The sequence below is a fragment of the Blastococcus sp. TF02A-26 genome (assembly GCF_003319125.1).
GTDB lineage: Bacteria > Actinomycetota > Actinomycetes > Mycobacteriales > Geodermatophilaceae > Trujillonella.
Genome location: NZ_QOHG01000001.1, coordinates 314,571 through 332,615, shown reverse-complemented (window position 1 = coordinate 332,615; position 18,045 = coordinate 314,571). Strand labels below are relative to the sequence as shown.

General features: G+C 74.6%; 19 protein-coding genes. 8 read left to right on the top strand and 11 right to left on the bottom strand.

The window, feature by feature from the left end; genetic code table 11:
• Window positions 1-21: 21 nt before the first annotated feature.
• Window positions 22-627: a TetR/AcrR family transcriptional regulator gene (locus DQ240_RS01605; RefSeq protein ID WP_158548480.1), complete on the top strand. Its 606-nt coding sequence runs from the start codon at window positions 22-24 to the stop codon at window positions 625-627.
• A gap of 6 nt (window positions 628-633) precedes the next feature.
• On the opposite strand, the gene DQ240_RS01600 is transcribed toward DQ240_RS01605, so the two are convergent.
• Complete coding sequence (locus tag DQ240_RS01600; RefSeq protein ID WP_113837862.1) at window positions 634-1,464, bottom strand: hypothetical protein; 831 nt, start codon at window positions 1,462-1,464, stop codon at window positions 634-636.
• Window positions 1,465-1,551: 87 nt separating this feature from the next.
• Here DQ240_RS01600 and DQ240_RS01595 point away from each other — a divergent pair, with 87 nt between their 5' ends.
• Window positions 1,552-2,034 carry a cation:proton antiporter regulatory subunit gene (locus DQ240_RS01595; protein ID WP_113837861.1) on the top strand — a complete coding sequence of 161 codons (483 nt, stop codon included), beginning with the start codon at window positions 1,552-1,554 and terminating at the stop codon, window positions 2,032-2,034.
• The gene (locus DQ240_RS01590; protein WP_113837860.1) at window positions 2,031-3,206 is read left to right on the top strand and encodes a cation:proton antiporter; all 1,176 of its coding nucleotides are present in this window, start codon (window positions 2,031-2,033) and stop codon (window positions 3,204-3,206) included. The genes DQ240_RS01595 and DQ240_RS01590 overlap by 4 nt, the downstream gene beginning before the upstream one ends.
• A gap of 9 nt (window positions 3,207-3,215) precedes the next feature.
• Here DQ240_RS01590 and DQ240_RS01585 read toward each other — a convergent pair whose 3' ends face one another.
• Window positions 3,216-3,572, bottom strand: coding sequence for a zf-TFIIB domain-containing protein (locus DQ240_RS01585; protein WP_233498406.1), 357 nt, complete (start codon window positions 3,570-3,572; stop codon window positions 3,216-3,218).
• Between the two features lie 182 nt (window positions 3,573-3,754).
• Here DQ240_RS01585 and DQ240_RS01580 point away from each other — a divergent pair, with 182 nt between their 5' ends.
• On the top strand, window positions 3,755-4,930 hold the full coding sequence (locus DQ240_RS01580) for an acyl-CoA dehydrogenase family protein (protein WP_113837858.1): 1,176 nt from the start codon (window positions 3,755-3,757) through the stop codon (window positions 4,928-4,930).
• A 4-nt stretch (window positions 4,931-4,934) separates the two neighbouring features.
• On the top strand, window positions 4,935-6,086 hold the full coding sequence (locus DQ240_RS01575; RefSeq protein WP_113837857.1) for an acyl-CoA dehydrogenase family protein: 1,152 nt from the start codon (window positions 4,935-4,937) through the stop codon (window positions 6,084-6,086).
• 61 nt (window positions 6,087-6,147) lie between these two features.
• Here DQ240_RS01575 and DQ240_RS01570 read toward each other — a convergent pair whose 3' ends face one another.
• Together DQ240_RS01570 and DQ240_RS01565 are read right to left on the bottom strand one after the other, a co-directional pair.
• The gene (locus DQ240_RS01570) at window positions 6,148-6,972 is read right to left on the bottom strand and encodes an HDOD domain-containing protein (protein ID WP_233498405.1); all 825 of its coding nucleotides are present in this window, start codon (window positions 6,970-6,972) and stop codon (window positions 6,148-6,150) included.
• A 61-nt stretch (window positions 6,973-7,033) separates the two neighbouring features.
• Window positions 7,034-9,154 carry a bifunctional diguanylate cyclase/phosphodiesterase gene (locus DQ240_RS01565; protein ID WP_233498404.1) on the bottom strand — a complete coding sequence of 707 codons (2,121 nt, stop codon included), beginning with the start codon at window positions 9,152-9,154 and terminating at the stop codon, window positions 7,034-7,036.
• 328 nt (window positions 9,155-9,482) lie between these two features.
• Here DQ240_RS01565 and DQ240_RS01560 point away from each other — a divergent pair, with 328 nt between their 5' ends.
• Entirely contained in the window at window positions 9,483-11,057 is a 1,575-nt protein-coding gene (locus DQ240_RS01560) for a Re/Si-specific NAD(P)(+) transhydrogenase subunit alpha (RefSeq protein ID WP_113837855.1), read from the top strand.
• On the top strand, window positions 11,054-12,463 hold the full coding sequence (pntB, locus tag DQ240_RS01555) for a Re/Si-specific NAD(P)(+) transhydrogenase subunit beta (RefSeq protein ID WP_113837854.1): 1,410 nt from the start codon (window positions 11,054-11,056) through the stop codon (window positions 12,461-12,463). Before DQ240_RS01560 ends, pntB begins: the two co-directional genes overlap by 4 nt.
• Window positions 12,464-12,555: 92 nt before the next feature.
• Here pntB and DQ240_RS01550 read toward each other — a convergent pair whose 3' ends face one another.
• Genes DQ240_RS01550 through DQ240_RS01535 form a run of 4 tightly spaced genes read right to left on the bottom strand, consistent with a single transcriptional unit; the run spans window position 12,556 to window position 14,543 of the window.
• Window positions 12,556-13,062: a GXWXG domain-containing protein gene (locus DQ240_RS01550; protein WP_113837853.1), complete on the bottom strand. Its 507-nt coding sequence runs from the start codon at window positions 13,060-13,062 to the stop codon at window positions 12,556-12,558.
• Window positions 13,059-13,844 (bottom strand): pentapeptide repeat-containing protein, encoded by a 786-nt coding sequence (locus DQ240_RS01545; RefSeq protein WP_113837852.1) that lies wholly within the window; start codon window positions 13,842-13,844, stop codon window positions 13,059-13,061. The genes DQ240_RS01550 and DQ240_RS01545 overlap by 4 nt, the downstream gene beginning before the upstream one ends.
• Before the next feature lie 16 nt (window positions 13,845-13,860).
• Window positions 13,861-14,070, bottom strand: coding sequence for a DUF4177 domain-containing protein (locus DQ240_RS01540; protein ID WP_113837851.1), 210 nt, complete (start codon window positions 14,068-14,070; stop codon window positions 13,861-13,863).
• A 59-nt stretch (window positions 14,071-14,129) separates the two neighbouring features.
• The gene (locus DQ240_RS01535) at window positions 14,130-14,543 is read right to left on the bottom strand and encodes a hypothetical protein (protein ID WP_113837850.1); all 414 of its coding nucleotides are present in this window, start codon (window positions 14,541-14,543) and stop codon (window positions 14,130-14,132) included.
• An 89-nt stretch (window positions 14,544-14,632) separates the two neighbouring features.
• On the opposite strand from DQ240_RS01535, the gene DQ240_RS01530 reads away from it, so the two are divergent.
• Complete coding sequence (locus DQ240_RS01530; protein WP_113837849.1) at window positions 14,633-14,998, top strand: DUF2784 domain-containing protein; 366 nt, start codon at window positions 14,633-14,635, stop codon at window positions 14,996-14,998.
• On the opposite strand, the gene DQ240_RS01525 is transcribed toward DQ240_RS01530, so the two are convergent.
• From DQ240_RS01525 to DQ240_RS01515, 3 genes are read right to left on the bottom strand one after another with little or no spacing between them, the layout of a single operon-like run.
• Window positions 14,982-15,704 carry a DUF72 domain-containing protein gene (locus DQ240_RS01525; protein ID WP_304548238.1) on the bottom strand — a complete coding sequence of 241 codons (723 nt, stop codon included), beginning with the start codon at window positions 15,702-15,704 and terminating at the stop codon, window positions 14,982-14,984. The genes DQ240_RS01530 and DQ240_RS01525 overlap by 17 nt on opposite strands.
• A gap of 11 nt (window positions 15,705-15,715) precedes the next feature.
• Complete coding sequence (locus tag DQ240_RS01520) at window positions 15,716-16,555, bottom strand: SDR family oxidoreductase (protein ID WP_113837847.1); 840 nt, start codon at window positions 16,553-16,555, stop codon at window positions 15,716-15,718.
• Window positions 16,555-18,033: an NAD(P)/FAD-dependent oxidoreductase gene (locus tag DQ240_RS01515; protein ID WP_113837846.1), complete on the bottom strand. Its 1,479-nt coding sequence runs from the start codon at window positions 18,031-18,033 to the stop codon at window positions 16,555-16,557. The genes DQ240_RS01520 and DQ240_RS01515 overlap by 1 nt, the downstream gene beginning before the upstream one ends.
• Window positions 18,034-18,045: the final 12 nt, after the last annotated feature.

The following is an 18,045-nucleotide window of genomic DNA, read 5'->3' as shown; positions in this document are numbered from 1 at the left end:
CCGACGAGTATCCTCGTCGTCGTGCCCGCGTCCACCACGTCCGAGGTGTCGCCGCGCACACCTCGACCGACACGGGCGGACGTCCGCGCCCGCGTGCTCGAGGGCGCGCGGGAGGTCTTCGCCGACCGGGGCTTCGCCGCCGCGAGCCTGGACCACGTGGCGGCCGCGGCCGGCTTCACCAAGGGCGCCGTCTACTCCAACTTCGCCGGCAAGGACGAGCTGTTCCTCGCCCTCATGGAGGACGAGGTGGCCGCCCGCCTCGCCGCGGTCGAGACCGCGATGGCCGCGGCCCGGGATCTGCCCGAGGCCCTGTCCGCCGTCGCCACGGAGCTGCACCGGCTCGATCCGCGCTGGCAGGTCCTCTTCCTCGAGTTCTGGCAGCGGGCAGTGCGCGAGCCCGCGGTGCGCCCGGCGTTCGTCGCCGCCCGCCGCGCGGTGCGCGACCGGGTCACCGGCGTGGTGGCCGGCTTCCTCGCCGAGCGCGGGGTCGGCGGGTGGGACGCGCAGTCCCTCGCCGTCGTCGTCCTCGCCCTGGTGCACGGCCTCGCGGTGGAGACCCTGTCCGACCCCGACGCCGTCCCGGGTGACCTGCTCCCGCGGGTGCTGGCCCGCCTCACCGGGGACTGAGCCGGCTCAGCGCCCGGCGGCGAGCAACCCGAGCACGGTGTCGGCGGTGCCCGGCGCCAGCGGCAGGTGCGGCAGCACGTCGGCCACCTCGTCGGGCTCGATGCCCTCCGCCAGCAGCAGGGCGAGCAGCCGGTCGGCGTCGGCGGGCACCACCGGCTCGGGCGGGTCGCCGCCGGCCAGGGCCGCGCGGGCGAGGAACACCGCGCCGGAGGCCGCCGGGTCCGCGACGGGCGCGGCCGGTGCCGGTGGCGGCGCCGCCTCCCGGGTCAGCGCCTCGGCGCGGCGCACGAGCGACAGCGGCAGCCCCTCGGCCTCCACCTGCAGCAGCGGGACGCCGCCCAGCGCGGCCAGCACGAGGTGCTCGGCGTCGATCCGCAGCGGCACCTCCCACTCCCCCGCCCGGACCACCTCGACCAGGTCGGTGCCGTCCTCGCCGAGGTCGTCGAGCAGTTCCCGCCACTCCGCAGGCCGGGTGTCCCGGGCCCGCTCGGCCGCGCGCACGCAGGTGGTCAGGACGAACGGCTCCACGACCTCGCGGTCGAAGTGGTCGGCGAAGACCACCCCGTCCGCGCCGACGGCGTTCAGCGCGTCGGCGAACGAGCCGGGGCGGGCGTCACCGAGGTCGAGCCGGCCGTCCTCGTCGCCGCTGAGCATCAGCCCGGTCGCCGCCCGGTCGCCGATCGTGCCGCCGGTCTCCACGAGCCGGCCGCGGCGGCGCAGGTGGTGCGGCCGGTCGGAGAGGCCCACCGTCCAGGCGCAGGCCTCGGCGACGAGCTCCCCGGTCCGCTCCCGCAGCACCGCCCGGCAGAGCAGGTCCATCCAGTCGACGTCGAACACGCACCCTCCCCTGCCCCGCGTGCGGCTCCGGCACGCGCCGGCCCCTAGCCTGACCCTGCAGCTGCCAGCGGCGGAGAGGGGACGACGGTGGAGGTCGAGGAGACCCGCCTGCCGGGCATCGGCCTCCGGCACGACCTGCTCACCGCGTCCGGACGGCGGATCGGCGTGGTCTCGCAGTCCACCGGCGCCCGGCACCTCGTCCTCTACGACGAGGTCGACCCCGACGCCACGGCCGCGACCGTCGAGCTGACGCCCGAGGAGGCCGATGCGGTCGCGGAGCTGCTGGGCGCCCCGCGGATCACCGAGCGGCTGTCCCGGTTGCGCGAGCAGGTGTCCGGGCTGGCCACCGAGGGCGTGCCGATCCTCCCCGGCTCGCCGTACGTCGGCGCGACGCTCGGCGACACCGCGCTGCGCACCCGCACCGGCGCCTCCGTGGTCGCCGTCCTCCGGGCGGGTGAGGCGGTCGCCTCCCCCACCCCCGACTTCCGCTTCCAGGCCGACGACCGGCTGATCGTGATCGGCACCGCCGACGGGGTGGCGCGGGTCCGCGCTCTGCTGCACTCCCCGTGAGCGACGCGGCGCGGCTGCTGGTCGAGCTGGGCGCCGTCGTCCTCGCGCTGGGGGTGATCGGACGCCTCGCCGGCCGGATCGGCCTCTCCCCCGTGCCCCTGTACCTGCTGGCCGGGCTGGCGTTCGGCACCGGCGGGCTGCTGCCGCTCGACGCGCCGGAGGACTTCATCGAGGCCGGCGCGGACGTCGGCGTCGTCCTCCTGCTGCTGGTCCTCGGCCTGGAGTACACCGCCGACGAGCTGGTCGGCACCCTGCGCCGCCAGGCGCCGGTGGGTGTCGTCGACCTGCTCCTCAACGGGCTGCCCGGGGCGGCGTTCGCCCTGGTGGCCGGGTGGGGTCCGACCGCGGCGCTGGCCATGGCCGGGGTCACCGCGATCAGTTCCTCCGGCATCGTCTCGAAGGTCCTCACCGACCTCGGCCGGCTGGGCAACCGGGAGACACCGGCCGTGCTCGGGGTGCTGGTCCTCGAGGACCTCGCCATGGCCGCGTACCTGCCGATCCTCACCGCGCTGCTCGCCGCGTCCGGCGGGGCCTCGGCCGCCGCGTCGATCGCGGTCGCGCTCGGCGTGCTCGTGGTCGTGCTGGTGGTGGCCCTGCGGCACGGGCAGTTGCTCAGCCGCGCCGTCGGCACCGGCTCCGACGAGGTGCTGCTGCTCAGCGTGCTGGGGCTGGCGCTGCTGGTCGCCGGGGGCGCCGAGGCGGTGCACGTCTCGGCCGCCGTCGGCGCGTTCCTGCTGGGCATCGCGCTCTCCGGCGAGCTGGTCGAGCGGCTGCGCGGCCTCCTCGGCCCCCTGCGCGACCTGTTCGCCGCCGTCTTCTTCGTCTTCGCGGGGCTGTCGATCGACCCCCGCGAGCTGCCCGCGGTGCTGCTGCCCGCGCTCGGCCTCGCGCTGGTGGGGGTGGCGACGAAGGTGGCCACCGGGTGGCTGGCCGGGCGCCGGGCCGGGGTGGGGCCGGCCGGCCGGTTGCGCGCCGGCGCCGCGCTGGTGCCCCGCGGCGAGTTCTCGCTGATCATCGCCGGCCTGGTCGGCGGCGCCGTCGTCCCGGAGTTCGGGCCGACGGTCGCCGCCTACGTGCTGGTCCTGGCCGTGCTGGGGCCGCTCGCCCCGCGGCTGGCCGACCCGCTCGCCCGCCGGCTCGCGCTGCGGGCGGCCCGGAGCCGGCCCGCGTAGGAGAGCGGGTCAGCCGAAGAGGTCGCTGAGGAACGACTCCTTGCGCTTCTTCTTGTACGGCTGACCGTAGGAGCCGTGCGAGCTGCTCGAGTGGGAGCGGCCCTGCACCTGGCCGAGCACCTCGCTGACCACGGCGCCCAGCCCACCGGAGGACGCCGCGCGCTGCTGGTCGCGGTACCGGTCCTCGTCGCGGTCGTGGTCGGAGCGGTAGCGCCCCTCGGCGGCCGGCGCGGCCTGCGGAGTCCCGCCGCCGTGCCAGGCGTTCTCGGCGTCGATCAGCCGCTCGAGCTCGCCGCGGTCGAGGAAGATGCCGCGGCAGTCGCCGCACTGGTCGACGTGGACGCCGTTGCGCTCGTAGGTCCGCATGGTCCCGTGGCACTTCGGGCAGGTCAGCTCCATGTCGCGGCAACGGCCGTCGCGGCCGCCCGGTTCCCGGCGCGCGCGGTCCGGCGGCCCGTGCTACCCGCCGGTAATACGTGTGGGATCGTCAGGGTCACCACGCACGAGAGGGCGTCGCCCACGGTGGCCGACGTCAGGAGAGAGGTCCGATGCGGTTGCAGCTGTCCCCGGAGCTCGAGACTTTCCGGGAGGAGATGCGCACCTTCTTCACCACGCAGGTGCCCCAGGAGATCCGGGACACCGTGGCCGCCCGCCGCCACGTCAGCAAGGAGCAGTACGTCGAGGCCCAGCGCGCGCTCAACGCCGCGGGCCTGGCCGTGCCGCACTGGCCGGTGGAGTGGGGCGGCCGTGACTGGACGCCGCTGCAGCGGCACATCTGGCGCGAGGAGATGCAGCTGGCCTGCGTCCCCGAGCCGCTGGCCTTCAACACCAGCATGATCGGCCCGGTCCTCGCCCAGTTCGGCAACCAGGAGCAGAAGGAGCGCTTCCTGGCCAAGACGGCGAACCTCGACATCTGGTGGTGCCAGGGCTTCTCCGAGCCCGACGCCGGCTCCGACCTGGCCTCGCTGCGCACCACCGCGGTCCGCGACGGCGACGACTGGATCGTCAACGGCCAGAAGACCTGGACCACGCTCGGCCAGCACGCCGACTGGATCTTCTGCCTCTGCCGCACCGACCCGACCGCGGAGAAGAAGCAGCGCGGCATCTCGCTGCTGCTCTTCCCGATGGACACCCCCGGCGTGACCATCCGGCCCATCGAGCTGCTCGACGGCGGCCACGAGGTCAACGAGGTGTTCTTCGAGGACGTCCGCGTCCCGGCCGAGAACCTCGTCGGAGAGGAGAACCAGGGCTGGACGATGGCCAAGTTCCTGCTCGGCAACGAGCGGGTCGGCATCGCCCGGGTCGGCACCACGAAGTACTACCTGAAGCTGGCCAAGGAGCTCGCCCGCGAGATCCAGGTCGGCGGCCGCACGCTGCTGGACGACCCGCGGATGGCCGGGCGCATCGCCGAGGTGGAGAACGAGCTGCTCGCGCTGGAGCTGACCGCGCTGCGCGTGGTCGCCAACTCTGCCGACGGCCGGCCGCACCCCGCCTCGTCGGTCCTCAAGCTCCGCGGCTCGGAGCTGCAGCAGGCCGCCACCGAGCTGCTGGTCGACATCGCCGGCCCGCTCTCGCTGGCCTCGTTCGCCGACGGCGGCTCGGAGGTCCCCGACTGGGCCCGCGTGGCCACGCCGGAGTACCTGAACTACCGCAAGGTCTCCATCTACGGAGGCTCCAACGAGGTGCAGCGCACCATCATCGCCGGCACGATCCTGGGGCTCTGACGAGATGAACTTCGAGTTCGACAGCGAGCAGAACGACCTGCGCGAGGCCGTCCGCGGCCTCCTCGACCGCGCCTACGGCGACGCCGAGCAGCGGCGGCAGGTCACGAAGAACGACCCCGGCTTCGACGAGAAGACGTGGGGCCAGCTGGCCGAGATGGGCGTGCTGGGCCTGCCCTTCGCCGAGGAGGACGGCGGCATGGGCGCCGGCCCCGTCGAGGTGGCCATCGTCGCCGAGCAGATCGGCCGGGTGCTGGCGCCCGAGCCGTTCGTCGAGGCCGTCGTCCTGGCCGGTGGCCTGGTCGCGGCGGTCGGCACGGCCGAGCAGCGGGCCGAGCTCCTCGCCCCGCTGAGCGAGGGCAGCAGCGTCCTCGCCTTCGCCCACGCCGAGCCCACCACCCGGTGGAGCGCGGCGGCGCAGGGCGTCACCGCGAGCGCCGACGGCGACTCCTGGACGCTGACCGGCGTCAAGGAGCCGGTGCTGGGCGGCGCCCGCGCCGACGTCCTCGTGGTCAGCGCCGTCACCGACGGCGGCACCGCGCTGTTCGTGGTGGACGGCGACGCGTCGGGGCTGACCCGCACCGGCTACCGCACCCACGACGGCGGCCGCGCGGCCAACGTGACGTTCGCGTCGACCCCCGCCCGGCTGCTGGGCGAGGGCACCGGCGACCGGACCGCCGAGATCGAGAAGGCGTTCGCGCTGGCCCGGATCGCCTACGCCAACGAGGCCGTCGGCGCGATGGAGACCGCGCTGCGCACCACCTCGGAGTACCTGACGCAGCGCAAGCAGTTCGGGGTGACGCTGAACAAGTTCCAGGCGCTCACCTTCCGCGCCGCGGACATGTACGTGTCCCTCGAGCTGGCCCGCAGCACCGCGCTGTGGGCGAGCATGGTGGCCGACGCCGGCGGTGACGTCGTCGCCGCCGCCGACCGGGCCCGGCTGCAGACCAGCCGCGCCGGCCGGCACATCGGCAAGGAGGCCATCCAGCTGCACGGCGGCATCGGGGTCACCGCGGAGTACAAGGTCGGCCACTACACCAGCCGGCTCACCGCCATCGACCACGTGCTCGGCGACGGCGACTGGGCCCTCGACCGGCTCGCCGCCACCGTCGGCGACCACCCGACCGTGGACCCGCTGGGCGCGCCCTTCACCGGCTGACCCGCACCACGGCAGAACGGCCGGCGTCCCGCACGGGGCGCCGGCCGTCCTGCTGTGGGGCTCAGCTGTCGAGCATCGCCCGGCGCAGCTCGTCGGCGTCCTGGGCGACCTGGTCCAGGACCGGCCCGACGACGTCCTCGCGCAGCTGGCCACCGGTCAGCTCGGACACGTCGACCGGTTCGTAACCGGCCTGCGTGAGCCGGGCGGCGAGCTCGAAGGCGCAGCGCAGCAGCGCGCCGTCGGTCGAGCTGCGGTCGTCGACGGCGCTCAGCGGCGCCACCATCCCGTGCGGGAAGCCCCACTGCTCCAGCGCGACGCTGGTCAGCCGCATCCCGGAGATCCCGTAGCGCCGCACCTCCGCGGCGCGGCGGCCGGGGAACGTCGGCTCCTCGGCGACCAGCTCCCGGTAGCCCTCGGGGTCGTTGTGGTGCAGCAGCGCGACACCGACCTGGGCGAGCAGCCCCAGGCACAGCGCGTCCTGCGGGCGCTCGCCGAAGCGGGGGGCCAGCAGGGAGGCCGCCAGGGCGACGCTGGTGGTGCTCCGCCAGAAGTCCTCGGGCAGCCGCGACTCGTCGTCCAGGTCGGTCAGCGCGACGGTGGCCATGGTGCGCACGGTGGTGAAGCCGACGACGGTCACCGCGAACTGCAGCGTGCCGACCCGGCCCCGCATGCCGAAGTAGGCGCTGTTGGCCAGCTTCATCACCCGGCTGGCCAGGGCGACGTCGGCGGCGAGGATGTCGGCGAGCGCGCGGGCGCTGGTGTCGTCGGAGTTGGCGACCGACACGATCTGCGCGGCGACCGGCTTCTGGGCCGCCATCGTGTCGATGCTGGTCAGCAGCCGGTCCAGGTCGAACGAGGGCGCTGCGGCGAGCTGCGGGGGGGTCACGTCTGCTCCGGGGTGGGTCGGGATGGCGCGGGGGGACGGGGCGTGGCGGGACGGGTCGGTGTCACGGGCTGGGGTCCCGCGGGACGGGCAGGGACGGCAGGACGGCCGGGGCCGCCACCTGCGACGCGCGCTGGGCGAACCAGGCTGCCGCACCGGTGCCGCTCATCGGCTGGGCCAGGCCGAAGCCCTGCAGGTAGGTGGCCCCGAGCCGGGTCAGCTGCTCGGCCATCTCGGCGGTCTCCACGCCCTCGGCGACGGTGCACAGGCCGAGGCTGCCGGCGAGCGCGATGACGGCCGTGGTGATCTCGGTGTGGCCCTCGGCGAGCTCGGCGACGAACGACCGGTCGACCTTGAGGCAGTCCACCGGCAGGTGCCGCAGGTAGGCCAGGGACGAGTAGCCGGTGCCGAAGTCGTCGATGGCCAGCTGGACGCCGAGGTCGCGCAGTTGCTGGAGGATCCCCCGCGCTGCCGCGGGGTCCTGCATGAGCGCGGACTCGGTGATCTCGATCGACAGCCGCGAGGGGTGCAGCTCGTGGCGGAGCAGCGCGGCCTCGACGAGCGCGTGCAGGTTGTCGTCCAGCTGCAGCGCCGACACGTTGACGTTGGCCCGGCGGGGCGCGTCGGGGCCCAGGAGCGCGTCCCACTCGGCCAGCTGCCGGCAGGTCTCGTCCAGCACCAGGGAACCCAGCGGGCCGATGAGCCCGCTCTCCTCGGCCAGCGGGACGAACGTCGTCGGGCTGATCGGGCCGCGCTCGGCGTGCTGCCAGCGGGCGAGCGACTCCACCGCCGTCGAGCTGCCGTCGACGGTGCCGAAGATCGGCTGGTAGAGCAGGCTGATCTCGCGCCGCTCGATGGCGTCGCGCAGGTCGGCGACCAGGCGGAGCTTGTCGCGGGCCTCGGCGCGGGCCTGCTGGTCCAGGACCGTGATCCGGCCCTTGCCGCCGTTCTTGGCCTGGTACATCGCGATGTCGCAGTCGCGGATGAGGTCGTCGGCGCTGGTGTGCTCCTCGGCCTGGACCGTGACACCGACGCTGGCGTACGGGCGGACGTCCACGCCGCCCAGGCGCACCGGCGCCGCGAGGGCCGCGCCGATCCGCTCGGCGAGGGCGACGGCGTCCTCCTCGTCGACGTCCTCGCAGACGACGACGAACTCGTCGCCGCCGAACCGGGCGACCAGGTCCCCCGGACGGACCACCGACCGCAGCCGCGCGGCGACCTCCACGAGCAGCTCGTCGCCGGCGGCGTGGCCCAGGGAGTCGTTGACGACCTTGAAGTTGTCCAGGTCGAGGAACAGGCAGGCCAGGCCGGCGGCGCCGCGGACGAAGCGCTCCGCGACGTGCCCGGCCAGCAGCGTCCGGTTGGGCAGCCCGGTCAACGGGTCGTGGTTGGCCTGGTGCGCCAGCCGCGCCTCGAAGGCCAGCCGCTCGGTGATGTCCTCGATCGTGCCGACGAAGCCGGCGCCGACGCCGGGGGTGAACAGGTGGGCGAAGCGGATGACGGTCATCCGCTCGCTGCCGTCCTCCTGCAGCAGGCGGGCGTGGGCCTCGCCGTCACCACCACCGAGGACGACGGCGACCTGCTCGATGACGTGGTCGAGGTCGTCGGGGTGGATGGAGCCCATCCACCCGGTGCCGAGCAGCTGCTCGGACTGCAGGCCGACCAGGCTGCAGAAGGCGTCGTTGACGTGCGCCAGCCGCATGCCCTGCTCGGACAGCAGGGTGGGGATCGGCGAGCGCTCGGTCAGGGTGGCGAAGCGCTGCTCGTGGGCGTCGGCGGTGGCGCGCAGGGCGCGCTCCTGCTCGTTGTCGGCCGAGATGACCCGCAGGTTCCACATCCGGCCGCTGGGCGTGGGGGTGCAGACGACGACGCACTCGACGAAGACGCCGCTGGCGGTGCGCACCGGGAGGTTCATCCGGGCCGCGCGTTCCCGCCGCAGCAGGAGCTTCAGCTCGCTGCCGCGCAGCGACGGCAGCAGCTGGGCGACCGGCAGGCCGCGGAGGTCCTCCTGGGCGTAGCCGAGCAGGTGCACCGCGCCCTCGTTGCCCCACGACAACCGGGGGACGTCGGACATCTCGGCGACCAGCAGGGCCAGCGTGTCGCTGACCGAGGCACCGTAGAAGACCGAGGACACGATCTCCGGCGCCACCCTGGGGTCGATCGCCGTGGTCGGAGTGGCTGTCACGTCCTCCCCCCGTCCTTCCCGTGCTGTTGTGCGATGTGCGTCCGCTCGGGCTGCTTCCGGGCGGCGGTGCTCTCGGTCGGTCCGGGTGGTGCCCGGCTCGTGCTGTGGACTACGGCGGCGCGGGACGTTCCCTGCACCCCGATCGACCCGCTGTCCCCCGGACGGGGGAGGGCCCGGTCCCCCGCCGTGCTGCGCCTCACACCGATCCCGGCGGTGAGGCCACCGCGCGGCTGGTAGGAACAGCCGGACGGACCCGCGACCTGCGCGGCCTCCTCGCCCCCAGGCCCCTCCCGGCAGCGCTGCCGGACCGACCTGCACTGGAGACCTCGTGCTCATCGGCGTTCCCCGCGAGACGTCCCCCGGCGAGACCCGGGTGGCCGCCACCCCGACGACGGTCCGCGCGCTGATCGGGCTGGGCCACGAGGTGGTCGTGGAGTCCGGCGCCGGCGCCGGCGCCAGCCACCCCGACGAGGCCTACGCCGAGGCCGGTGCCCGCATCGGCACCGCCGCCGAGGCGTGGGGGGCCGGGCTGGTCCTGCACGTGGCCAAGCCGGCGCGCGAGGAGCTCGACCGGCTGGCCGACGGGGCGGTGCTGGTGAGCCTCCTGGCCCCCGCCTTCGACGCGGAGCTGGTGGCCGCGCTGGCCGCCCGCCCGATCACCGCGCTGGCCATGGACGCCGTCCCCCGCATCTCCCGGGCGCAGTCGCTGGACGTGCTGTCGTCGATGGCCAACATCGCCGGCTACCGCGCGGTCATCGAGGCCGCGCACGCCTTCGGCCGCTTCTTCACCGGCCAGGTCACCGCCGCCGGCAAGGTGCCCCCGGCGAAGGTGCTGGTCGCCGGCGCGGGGGTGGCGGGGCTCGCCGCGATCGGCGCCGCCAGCAGCCTGGGCGCGATCGTGCGGGCGACCGACGTGCGGCCGGAGGTGGCCGACCAGATCGCGTCGCTGGGCGGGGAGTACGTGGGCGTGCCGGCCGACGACGCCGGGGAGCCGGGTGGGGGCACCGGGTACGCCTCGGTCACCAGCGAGGACTACAACGCCCGCGCCGCGGTGATGTACGCCGAGCAGGCCCGCGACGTCGACATCGTCATCACCACCGCCCTGATCCCCGGCCGGGCTGCCCCGCGGCTGCTCACCGCCGAGATGGTCGCCTCGATGAAGCCGGGCTCGGTGATCGTGGACATGGCGGCGGCTCAGGGCGGCAACGTCGAGGGCTCGGTGGCCGACCAGGTGGTCACCACCGCCAACGGCGTCACGATCATCGGGTACACCGACCTGCCCGGGCGGCTGCCCGCCCAGGCCTCGCAGCTGTACGGCACCAACCTGGTGAACCTCGTCAAGCTGCTCACCCCCGGCAAGGACGGGCAGCTGGTCCTCGACCTGGACGACGTCGTGATCCGGGCCATGACGGTCGCCAAGGACGGCGAGGTGCTCTGGCCCCCGCCGCCGGTGGCCGTCTCGGCCGCGCCGTCCACCCCCGCACCGCCACCACCGGCGGCCCTGCCGAAGCCCGAGCAGCCGGCGATGACGGCCGGCCGCCGGTCGGCGCTGGTCGGGCTCGCCGCGGCCCTGCTGTTCCTGGCGACGGCGTTCGCGCCGAACCAGCTCGTGGGCAACCTGACGGTGTTCGCGCTGTCGGTCGTCATCGGCTTCTACGTGATCGGGCACGTGCACCACGCCCTGCACACGCCGCTGATGAGCGTCACCAACGCGATCTCCGGGATCATCGTGGTCGGCGCCCTGCTCCAGCTGGGTCACGTCAGCGGCGTCGTCACCGTGCTGGCCTTCCTCGCCGTGCTGCTGGCCTCGATCAACGTGTTCGGCGGCTTCGCCGTCACCCGCCGGATGCTCGGCATGTTCTCCCGCGGGCCCGCCCGCTCGACCGCGGGGAGCGCCCGATGAGCCTCGAGTCCGCCGCCGCGGCCGCCTACCTGGTCGCCGGCCTGCTGTTCGTCCTCTCCCTGGCCGGGCTGTCCAAGCACGAGACCGCCAAGGCCGGCAACGGCTACGGCATCGCCGGCATGGCCCTGGCCCTCGTCGCGACCGTGGCGCTGGCCGCCGACGACCTCGAGGCCGCCGCGATCGCCGCCATCCTCGTCGCCATGGCCGCCGGCGCCGCCATCGGCATCTGGCGGGCCCGCCGGGTCGAGATGACCGGCATGCCCGAGCTGATCGCGCTGCTGCACAGCTTCGTCGGCCTGGCCGCGGTGCTGGTCGGCTGGAACGGCTACCTGTCGGTCGAGGGCGCCCCGGCCGGCGAGGCCGAGGAGCTGGGCCTGGCCGTGGAGATCCACTCCGCGGAGGTCGCGATCGGCGTCTTCATCGGCGCGGTCACCTTCACCGGCTCGATCGTCGCGTTCCTCAAGCTCTCGGCGCGGATCAAGAGCAACCCGCTGGTGCTACCGGGCAAGAACTGGCTCAACGTCGGGGCGCTGGTCGCCTTCGCCGTCCTCACGGTCGTGTTCGTCGTCGAGCCCAACCTGCCGGTGCTCGCGGTGCTCACCGCGCTGGCGCTGGCGCTGGGCTGGCACCTCGTGGCCTCGATCGGCGGCGGCGACATGCCGGTCGTCGTCTCGATGCTGAACAGCTACTCGGGCTGGGCGGCGGCCGCCGCGGGCTTCCTGCTCGACAACGACCTGCTGATCATCACCGGTGCGCTGGTCGGCTCCTCGGGTGCCTACCTCAGCTACATCATGTGCAAGGCGATGAACCGCTCCTTCCTGTCGGTCATCGCCGGTGGCTTCGGCAACGAGGGCGCCGCGGCCGGCGGGGGCGGCGAGGACGGCGAGCACACCGAGATCACCGCGGCCGAGGTCGCCGAGCTGCTCAAGGACGCCGACTCCGTCGTCATCACCCCCGGCTACGGCATGGCCGTGGCGCACGCGCAGGGTCCGGTCGCCGACCTCACCCGGCGGCTGTCCGAGGCCGGGGTCGAGGTGCGCTTCGGCATCCACCCGGTGGCCGGCCGGCTGCCCGGGCACATGAACGTGCTGCTGGCCGAGGCCAAGGTGCCCTACGACGTCGTCCTGGAGATGGACGAGATCAACGACGACCTGGCCAGCACGTCGGTCGTCCTCGTCATCGGTGCCAACGACACGGTGAACCCGTCTGCCGCCGAGGACCCCTCCAGCCCGATCGCCGGCATGCCGGTGCTACGGGTCTGGGAGGCCGAGCGGGTCGTGGTGTTCAAGCGGTCGATGAACACCGGGTACGCCGGCGTGCAGAACCCGCTGTTCTTCCGCGAGAACACCCGGATGCTCTTCGGGGACGCGCGCGAGCGGGTCGAGGACATCCTCAAGGCCCTGTAGGGGGCGCTCCGCCTCCCGTCACTGTGCGGCTGGAGCCGCCCGGGCGTCGGTTGAGCCGCGTCACGGCGCGGCTCCACCGACGGCGGCGCGGCTCAACCCTCCGGGTCGCGGACGAGCACGAAGGCGAACGGCTCGTCCAGGCCGCGCATGTCCATGAGGCCCAGCAGCGACCGCTCGTCGACCCGGCGGAAGGCGTCCACCACCGGCAGCGCGTCGTAGACGATCGCGGCGGTGGCCACCCCGCGGACGGTCACCGTGCGCACCCGCGCCCCGGGCCGACGGGCGCGCAGCAGCGGCCGGGCGGCGGCGAACGCGGCCCGGGCCGGCGGGGTGCGGGCGAGGCCGGGCGCGCGGCGGAGCAGGCCCAGCGGCGCCGGCCACGGGGCGACCGGGTGCGGGCGCCCGGAGCGGTCGGCGAAGAGCAGCGGGTGCACCGTCTCGGGGTCCAGCACCTCCTTGCCCCACCAGCCGTGCAGCGGGAGCAGCCCGTCGAGGCGGCTGCCGGTGGGCAGTTCGGCGCCCCGCCACCGACCGACCAGCTCGGCCGGAGCGACCGGGTCGAGGGAGTCGAAGAGGGCCAGCACCCCGGCGGCGCTCACGGCAGCCCGTCCGGCAGCCGGGTGGCGGGGTCGGTGCGGGCGGCGGCCACCTGGGGGCGGGTGAGGAAGAGCGCGTCGCGCAGGTCGGTCCCCCGCAGGTCGGCGCCGCGCAGGTCCGCGCCGAGCAGGTCGGCGCCGCGCAGGTCCACCCCGCGCAGGTCGGCACCGATCAGGTAGGCGCTGCGCAGACAGGCCGCCCGCAGGTCGGCGCGGCGGAGGTCCCTGCCCACCAGGTCGGCGCCGGACCGGTCCCGGCGCGGGCCGGGGAGCTCCGCGCGGACCCGCTCGCTCACCTCGCGCAGCAGCGCTCCGGCGTCGCGCCGCAGCGCACCGGTGTCGAGCTCCGCGAGCTCGTCGGCGGGGGCCTCCCGGAGGGCACGCGCGCGGTCCCGGACGGCGGTCAGCCGCGGCCGCAGCGGTGCCGCCGCCGGCCGGGCCAGCGCCTCGGCGACGTACCAGAGCAGCTCCGAGACCTGGCGCATCGCGTCGAGGACGGCGAGCGCACCGGGATCGCGCCGCGGGTCCCGCCCGGCGTAGGTCACCTGCACGAGCTGCTGTCCGGCGCCGAAGCAGTCGAAGGTCACGCAGCCGGGGAAGCCGCGCTCGGGCAACCGGGCGTGGATCGAGCACCGGTCGTCGGCGGCGAGGTTCGGGCACGGCCGGCCGGCCGGCTTGTCGATCGCGAAGTCGGCGGAGGCGGCGAACGGCGGCAGCACGCAGCACAGCGCCGCGCACCGGGCGCAGTCGGCGTGCAGGAGGGCCCGGTCGTCGCGCGGGGTCACGGGCCCTCCTGGTTCGTCAGCCGACCGGGCGCTCGAAGGTCACGAGCACGCCCTCGACACCGCCCGGGCCGATCCGGCCCTTGACCTCGACCGCGGTGATCGCCTTCAGCTGCCACCCCTCGCGGGCGTGCTCGTTGAGCACCTTCTCCAGCTTGTCACCCGACATCTTGCCGCCGAGCATCCCCTCGCGGAGCTCCTCGACCTTGTACTCGTACCGCCCGGCCATGCCGCGCTCCTCGCTGTCGGGGCACGCGGCGCGCGCCCGGAGGTGCGCAGCATCGCAGGTCAAGGGGCTGTCGGGGCCGATCCGGCGTCCGGCGGCGTGCGCTTCGCCGGGTCGCCGCTGCCCGGCCCCCGGACGAACTCGGAGACGGACTCCTCCAGCCGCGCCCACGTGCCGCTCCACTCGACCAGCGGCTCCAGCAGCCGCTCGAACACGGCGAGCTGCTCGTCGAAGGCCTGCAGCTGCGCCACCATCCCCTGGATCTGCCGGCGCTGGCCCCGCACGGCGCCGTCGATGGCCCGCAGCTGCGCGGCCGACATCGCGCCCGGCGGCGAGGGCAGCCGCGGCAGCGAGAACCCGCCCGGCACCGCGCCGGCGGCCATCCCGCGGGCGCGGTCGGTGAACCCGCGCAGCTGGGTCACGAAGTCCTCGATCGACCGAGGGACGCGCCCGCCCGTCGGCTCCTGCTCGCTCATCGCGCCCCCTCCGACCCGCCCGCCGCGGGCCCCGGACCAGTGTGCCCGGACCCCTCCCCCTCCGCCGCCCGCGGTGCCACCCTGGCCTCGTGCTGCTCGCCTCCGCCGTCTCCGTGGTCCACGCGCTGGTGGTCGCCTTCATGCTGACCGGCGCGCTGCTGGCGCTGCGGTGGCCCGGCCTGGTCCGGGTCCACGCCCCGCTGGCCGCGGCGGTCCTCGCCGTCAACCTGGCCGGTCTGGACTGCCCGCTGACCGAGCTCGAGCTGTACCTGCGCGCCGCGGCGGGCGCGCCGGCGTCCTTCCCCGGCGGGTGGCTCGGCCACTACGTGTTCTCGCCGGTGGGCCTGGACGTGCGATCCCCGGCGGTCCAGGTGGGCATGTACACGGTGGCGCTGGGGGCGAACGTCGTCGGCTACGCGCTGCTGGCCCGCCGCCGCGTCAGGGTCGCCCGCTGACCAGGGCCCGCAGGGTCTCGGCGTCGCGGACGGCGTGGCCGTACCCGTCGTTGTTGAAGTAGGCGAACACCTCCCGGTCCTGCGCCCGCCACTCCCCGATCCGGTCGGCCCACCAGCGCAGGTCCTCGTCGGGGTACGAACCGGCGTAGAGGTGCTCGCGGTCGGGTCCGTGCAGCCGGACGTAGACGAACGGCGCGGTCGCCCGCAGGACGCACGGCAGCCCGGCGCCGCTCATCACGACGTAGGCCGCGCCGTGCCGCTCCAGCAGGTCGAACACCTCGTCGGCGTGCCAGCTGTCGTGCCGGAACTCGACGGCGACGCGCATCCACTCCGGCAGCTGCTGCAGCAGGTACCGCAGCCGCTCGTCGTCGCGCTCGTGGGCGGGGTGCAGCTGCACCAGGAGCACGGCCCGCCTGTCACCCAGCTCGTGCCATGCGGCGGTCATCCGCTGCACCCAGGCCTCCGGGGCGTACAGCCGCTTGGCGTGGGTCAGCCCGCGGGGCGCCTTGACCGACAGCCGGAAGCCCGGCGGCAACCGCCGGCGCCAGCTCGCGAACGTCGCCGTCCGCGGCCACCGGTAGAAGCTCGCGTTGAGCTCGACGGTGCCGAACCGGCGCACGTAGTGGGCCAGCCGGTCCCGGGGCGGCGTCCCCGGCGGGTAGAGGACGCCGTCCCAGTGGTCGTAGCTCCAGCCCGACGTCCCGATGTGGACGGCGGTCAGCGGCGCATCCCGGCGAGCCTGGTGACCGCGGCCAGCAGCTTCCCGTAGCCGCCGGGGGCGACGCGGACCAGCACGTCGGGGATCTTCGCGCTGATCCCGATGAGCAGCCGCGGCCGCCGCTTCTCGACGGCCTCGACGATCAGCGCCGCCGCCTTCTCGGCCGGGAACGTGAGGAGCTTGGCGAAGTCCGCCTTGCCCTGCGCGGCCTCCTCGGCGTCCACCCCGCTGGCCACCCGCGCGGTCTCGGCGATGCGGGTGCGGATGCCGCCGGGGTGCACGCTGGTCACGCCGACGCCGTCCTCGGCGAGCTCGTGCCGCAACGCCTCGGTGAAGCCGCGGACGGCGAACTTGCTGGAGCTGTACGCGGCCTGCCCGGCCGGCGCCATGAGCCCGAACAGGCTGGACAGGTTGACCACGTGCGAGCCCGGGTGGGCCTTGAGCGTGGGCAGGAACGCCTTGGTCAGCCGCACCACGGCGCGGAAGTTGATCTCCATGACCCAGTCGAACTCGTCGAGGCCCACCTGGTCGAAGCGGCCGCCGAGCGCCACCCCGGCGTTGTTGACCAGCAGCGTCGTGTCCGGGTGGGCGGCGACGAGCTCGTCGGCCACCCGCTGGGTGGCCACCGGGTCGGCCAGGTCGACGACGGCGGTGTCGACCGAGACCCCCGGGTACGCCGACCGGACACCGGCGGCGACCTCGGCCAGCCGCTCGGCGTCCCGGTCGACGAGGACGAGGTCGCTGCCGCGGGCGGCCAGCAGCGGGGCGAGGGCGGCACCGATACCGCTGGCGGCGCCGGTGACGACGGCCGTGCCCCCGGCGAAGCGGTAGGCGTCCATCAGGCGGCCACCTCCGCGCGGACCGGGCGGCGGGAGAACCGGATGCCCTCGTCCTCGACCGGGCCGCGGCGGATGAGGACGACGTCGCGGATGTAGTTCTGGTGCAGCTTCCACGGCGCCCGGCCGCCCTGCTTGGGCAGCTGGTCGAGGCTGCGCTGCACGTAGCCCGAGCTCAGGCCGAGGAACGGCTCGCGCTCGGGGTCGGCCGGGGCGAGCGGGGTCGCGACGTCGTAGCCGTTGCGCTCCATGTGCTCGAGCAGCCGGGTGACGTAGCGGGAGACGAGGTCGGCCTTGAGCGTCCAGGACGCGTTGGTGTAGCCGATGGTCATCGTGAAGTTCGGGACGCCGGAGATCATCATCCCCTTGTAGGAGACCGTCTCCGACAGCTCGACGGGGGCGCCGTCGACGGCGAGGGTCATGCCGCCGATGGGGAGCAGGTTCAGACCGGTCGCGGTGACGATCACGTCGGCGTCGAGGTGCTCGCCGGACTCGAGGACGATGCCGGTCTCGTCGAAGCGGGCGATGCGGTCGGTGACGATCGAGGCCTGGCCCTCGCGGATGGTGCGGAACAGGTCGCCGTCGGGGACGACGCACAGCCGCTGGTCCCACGGGTCGTAGGGCGGCGTGAAGTGCTTGGCGACGTCGTACCCGGCGGGCAGCTGCTGCTCCTGGGCCTTGCGCAGCACCTTCTTCATCACCGCGGGCCGGCGACGGGACAGCTGGTAGGAGAACATCGAGACCAGCAGGGCCTTCCACCGGGCGATCGGGTACACCAGCCGCTCCGGCAGGAATCGGCGCAGCCGCTCGGCGAGCTTGTCCCGGCCCGGCAGCGCGACGACGTAGGTCGGCGTGCGCTGCAGCATCGTCACGTGCTCGGCCTGCGGGGCGAGGCTGGGCACGAGGGTGACCGCCGTGGCGCCGCTGCCGATGACGACGACGCGCTTGCCGGTGACGTCGAGGTCCTCGGGCCAGTGCTGCGGGTGGACGACCTGCCCGCGGAAGGTGTCGGCCCCCTCGAAGCGCGGGGTGAAGCCCTCGTCGTAGCGGTAGTAGCCGGAGCAGACCGACAGCCACGAGCAGGTCAGCGTCAGCCGCTCGCCGGTGTCGGTGCGCTCGGCGGTCACGGTCCAGCGCGCGTCGTCGGTCGACCACTCCGCCGACAGCACCTTGTGGTGGTAGCGGATCTTCTCGTCGACGCCGTACTCGCGCGCGGTCTCCTCGATGTAGCGGCGGATCGAGGTCCCGTCGGCGATCGCCTGCGGGTCGGTCCACGGCCGGAACGAGTAACCGAGGGTGAACATGTCCGAGTCCGAGCGGATCCCCGGGTACCGGAAGAGGTCCCAGGTGCCGCCCATCGCGCCGCGGGACTCGAGCACGGCGTAGGTCGTCCCGGGCCGCTCGGTCTCCAGGTGACAGGCCGCGCCGATGCCGGACAGTCCGGCCCCGACGATGAGGACGTCGACGTGCTCTGCAGTCATCGGGGCTCCCGC

Coding starts and splice junctions, on each gene's coding strand:
- DQ240_RS01585 (WP_233498406.1), bottom strand. CDS start 3,572: ATGCGGACCTACGAGCGCAACGGCGTCCACGTCGACCAGTGCGGCGAC.
- DQ240_RS01580 (WP_113837858.1), top strand. CDS start 3,755: ATGCGGTTGCAGCTGTCCCCGGAGCTCGAGACTTTCCGGGAGGAGATG.
- DQ240_RS01575 (WP_113837857.1), top strand. CDS start 4,935: ATGAACTTCGAGTTCGACAGCGAGCAGAACGACCTGCGCGAGGCCGTC.
- pntB (WP_113837854.1), top strand. CDS start 11,054: ATGAGCCTCGAGTCCGCCGCCGCGGCCGCCTACCTGGTCGCCGGCCTG.
- DQ240_RS01540 (WP_113837851.1), bottom strand. CDS start 14,070: ATGGCCGGGCGGTACGAGTACAAGGTCGAGGAGCTCCGCGAGGGGATG.
- DQ240_RS01535 (WP_113837850.1), bottom strand. CDS start 14,543: ATGAGCGAGCAGGAGCCGACGGGCGGGCGCGTCCCTCGGTCGATCGAG.
- DQ240_RS01520 (WP_113837847.1), bottom strand. CDS start 16,555: ATGGACGCCTACCGCTTCGCCGGGGGCACGGCCGTCGTCACCGGCGCC.
- DQ240_RS01515 (WP_113837846.1), bottom strand. CDS start 18,033: ATGACTGCAGAGCACGTCGACGTCCTCATCGTCGGGGCCGGACTGTCC.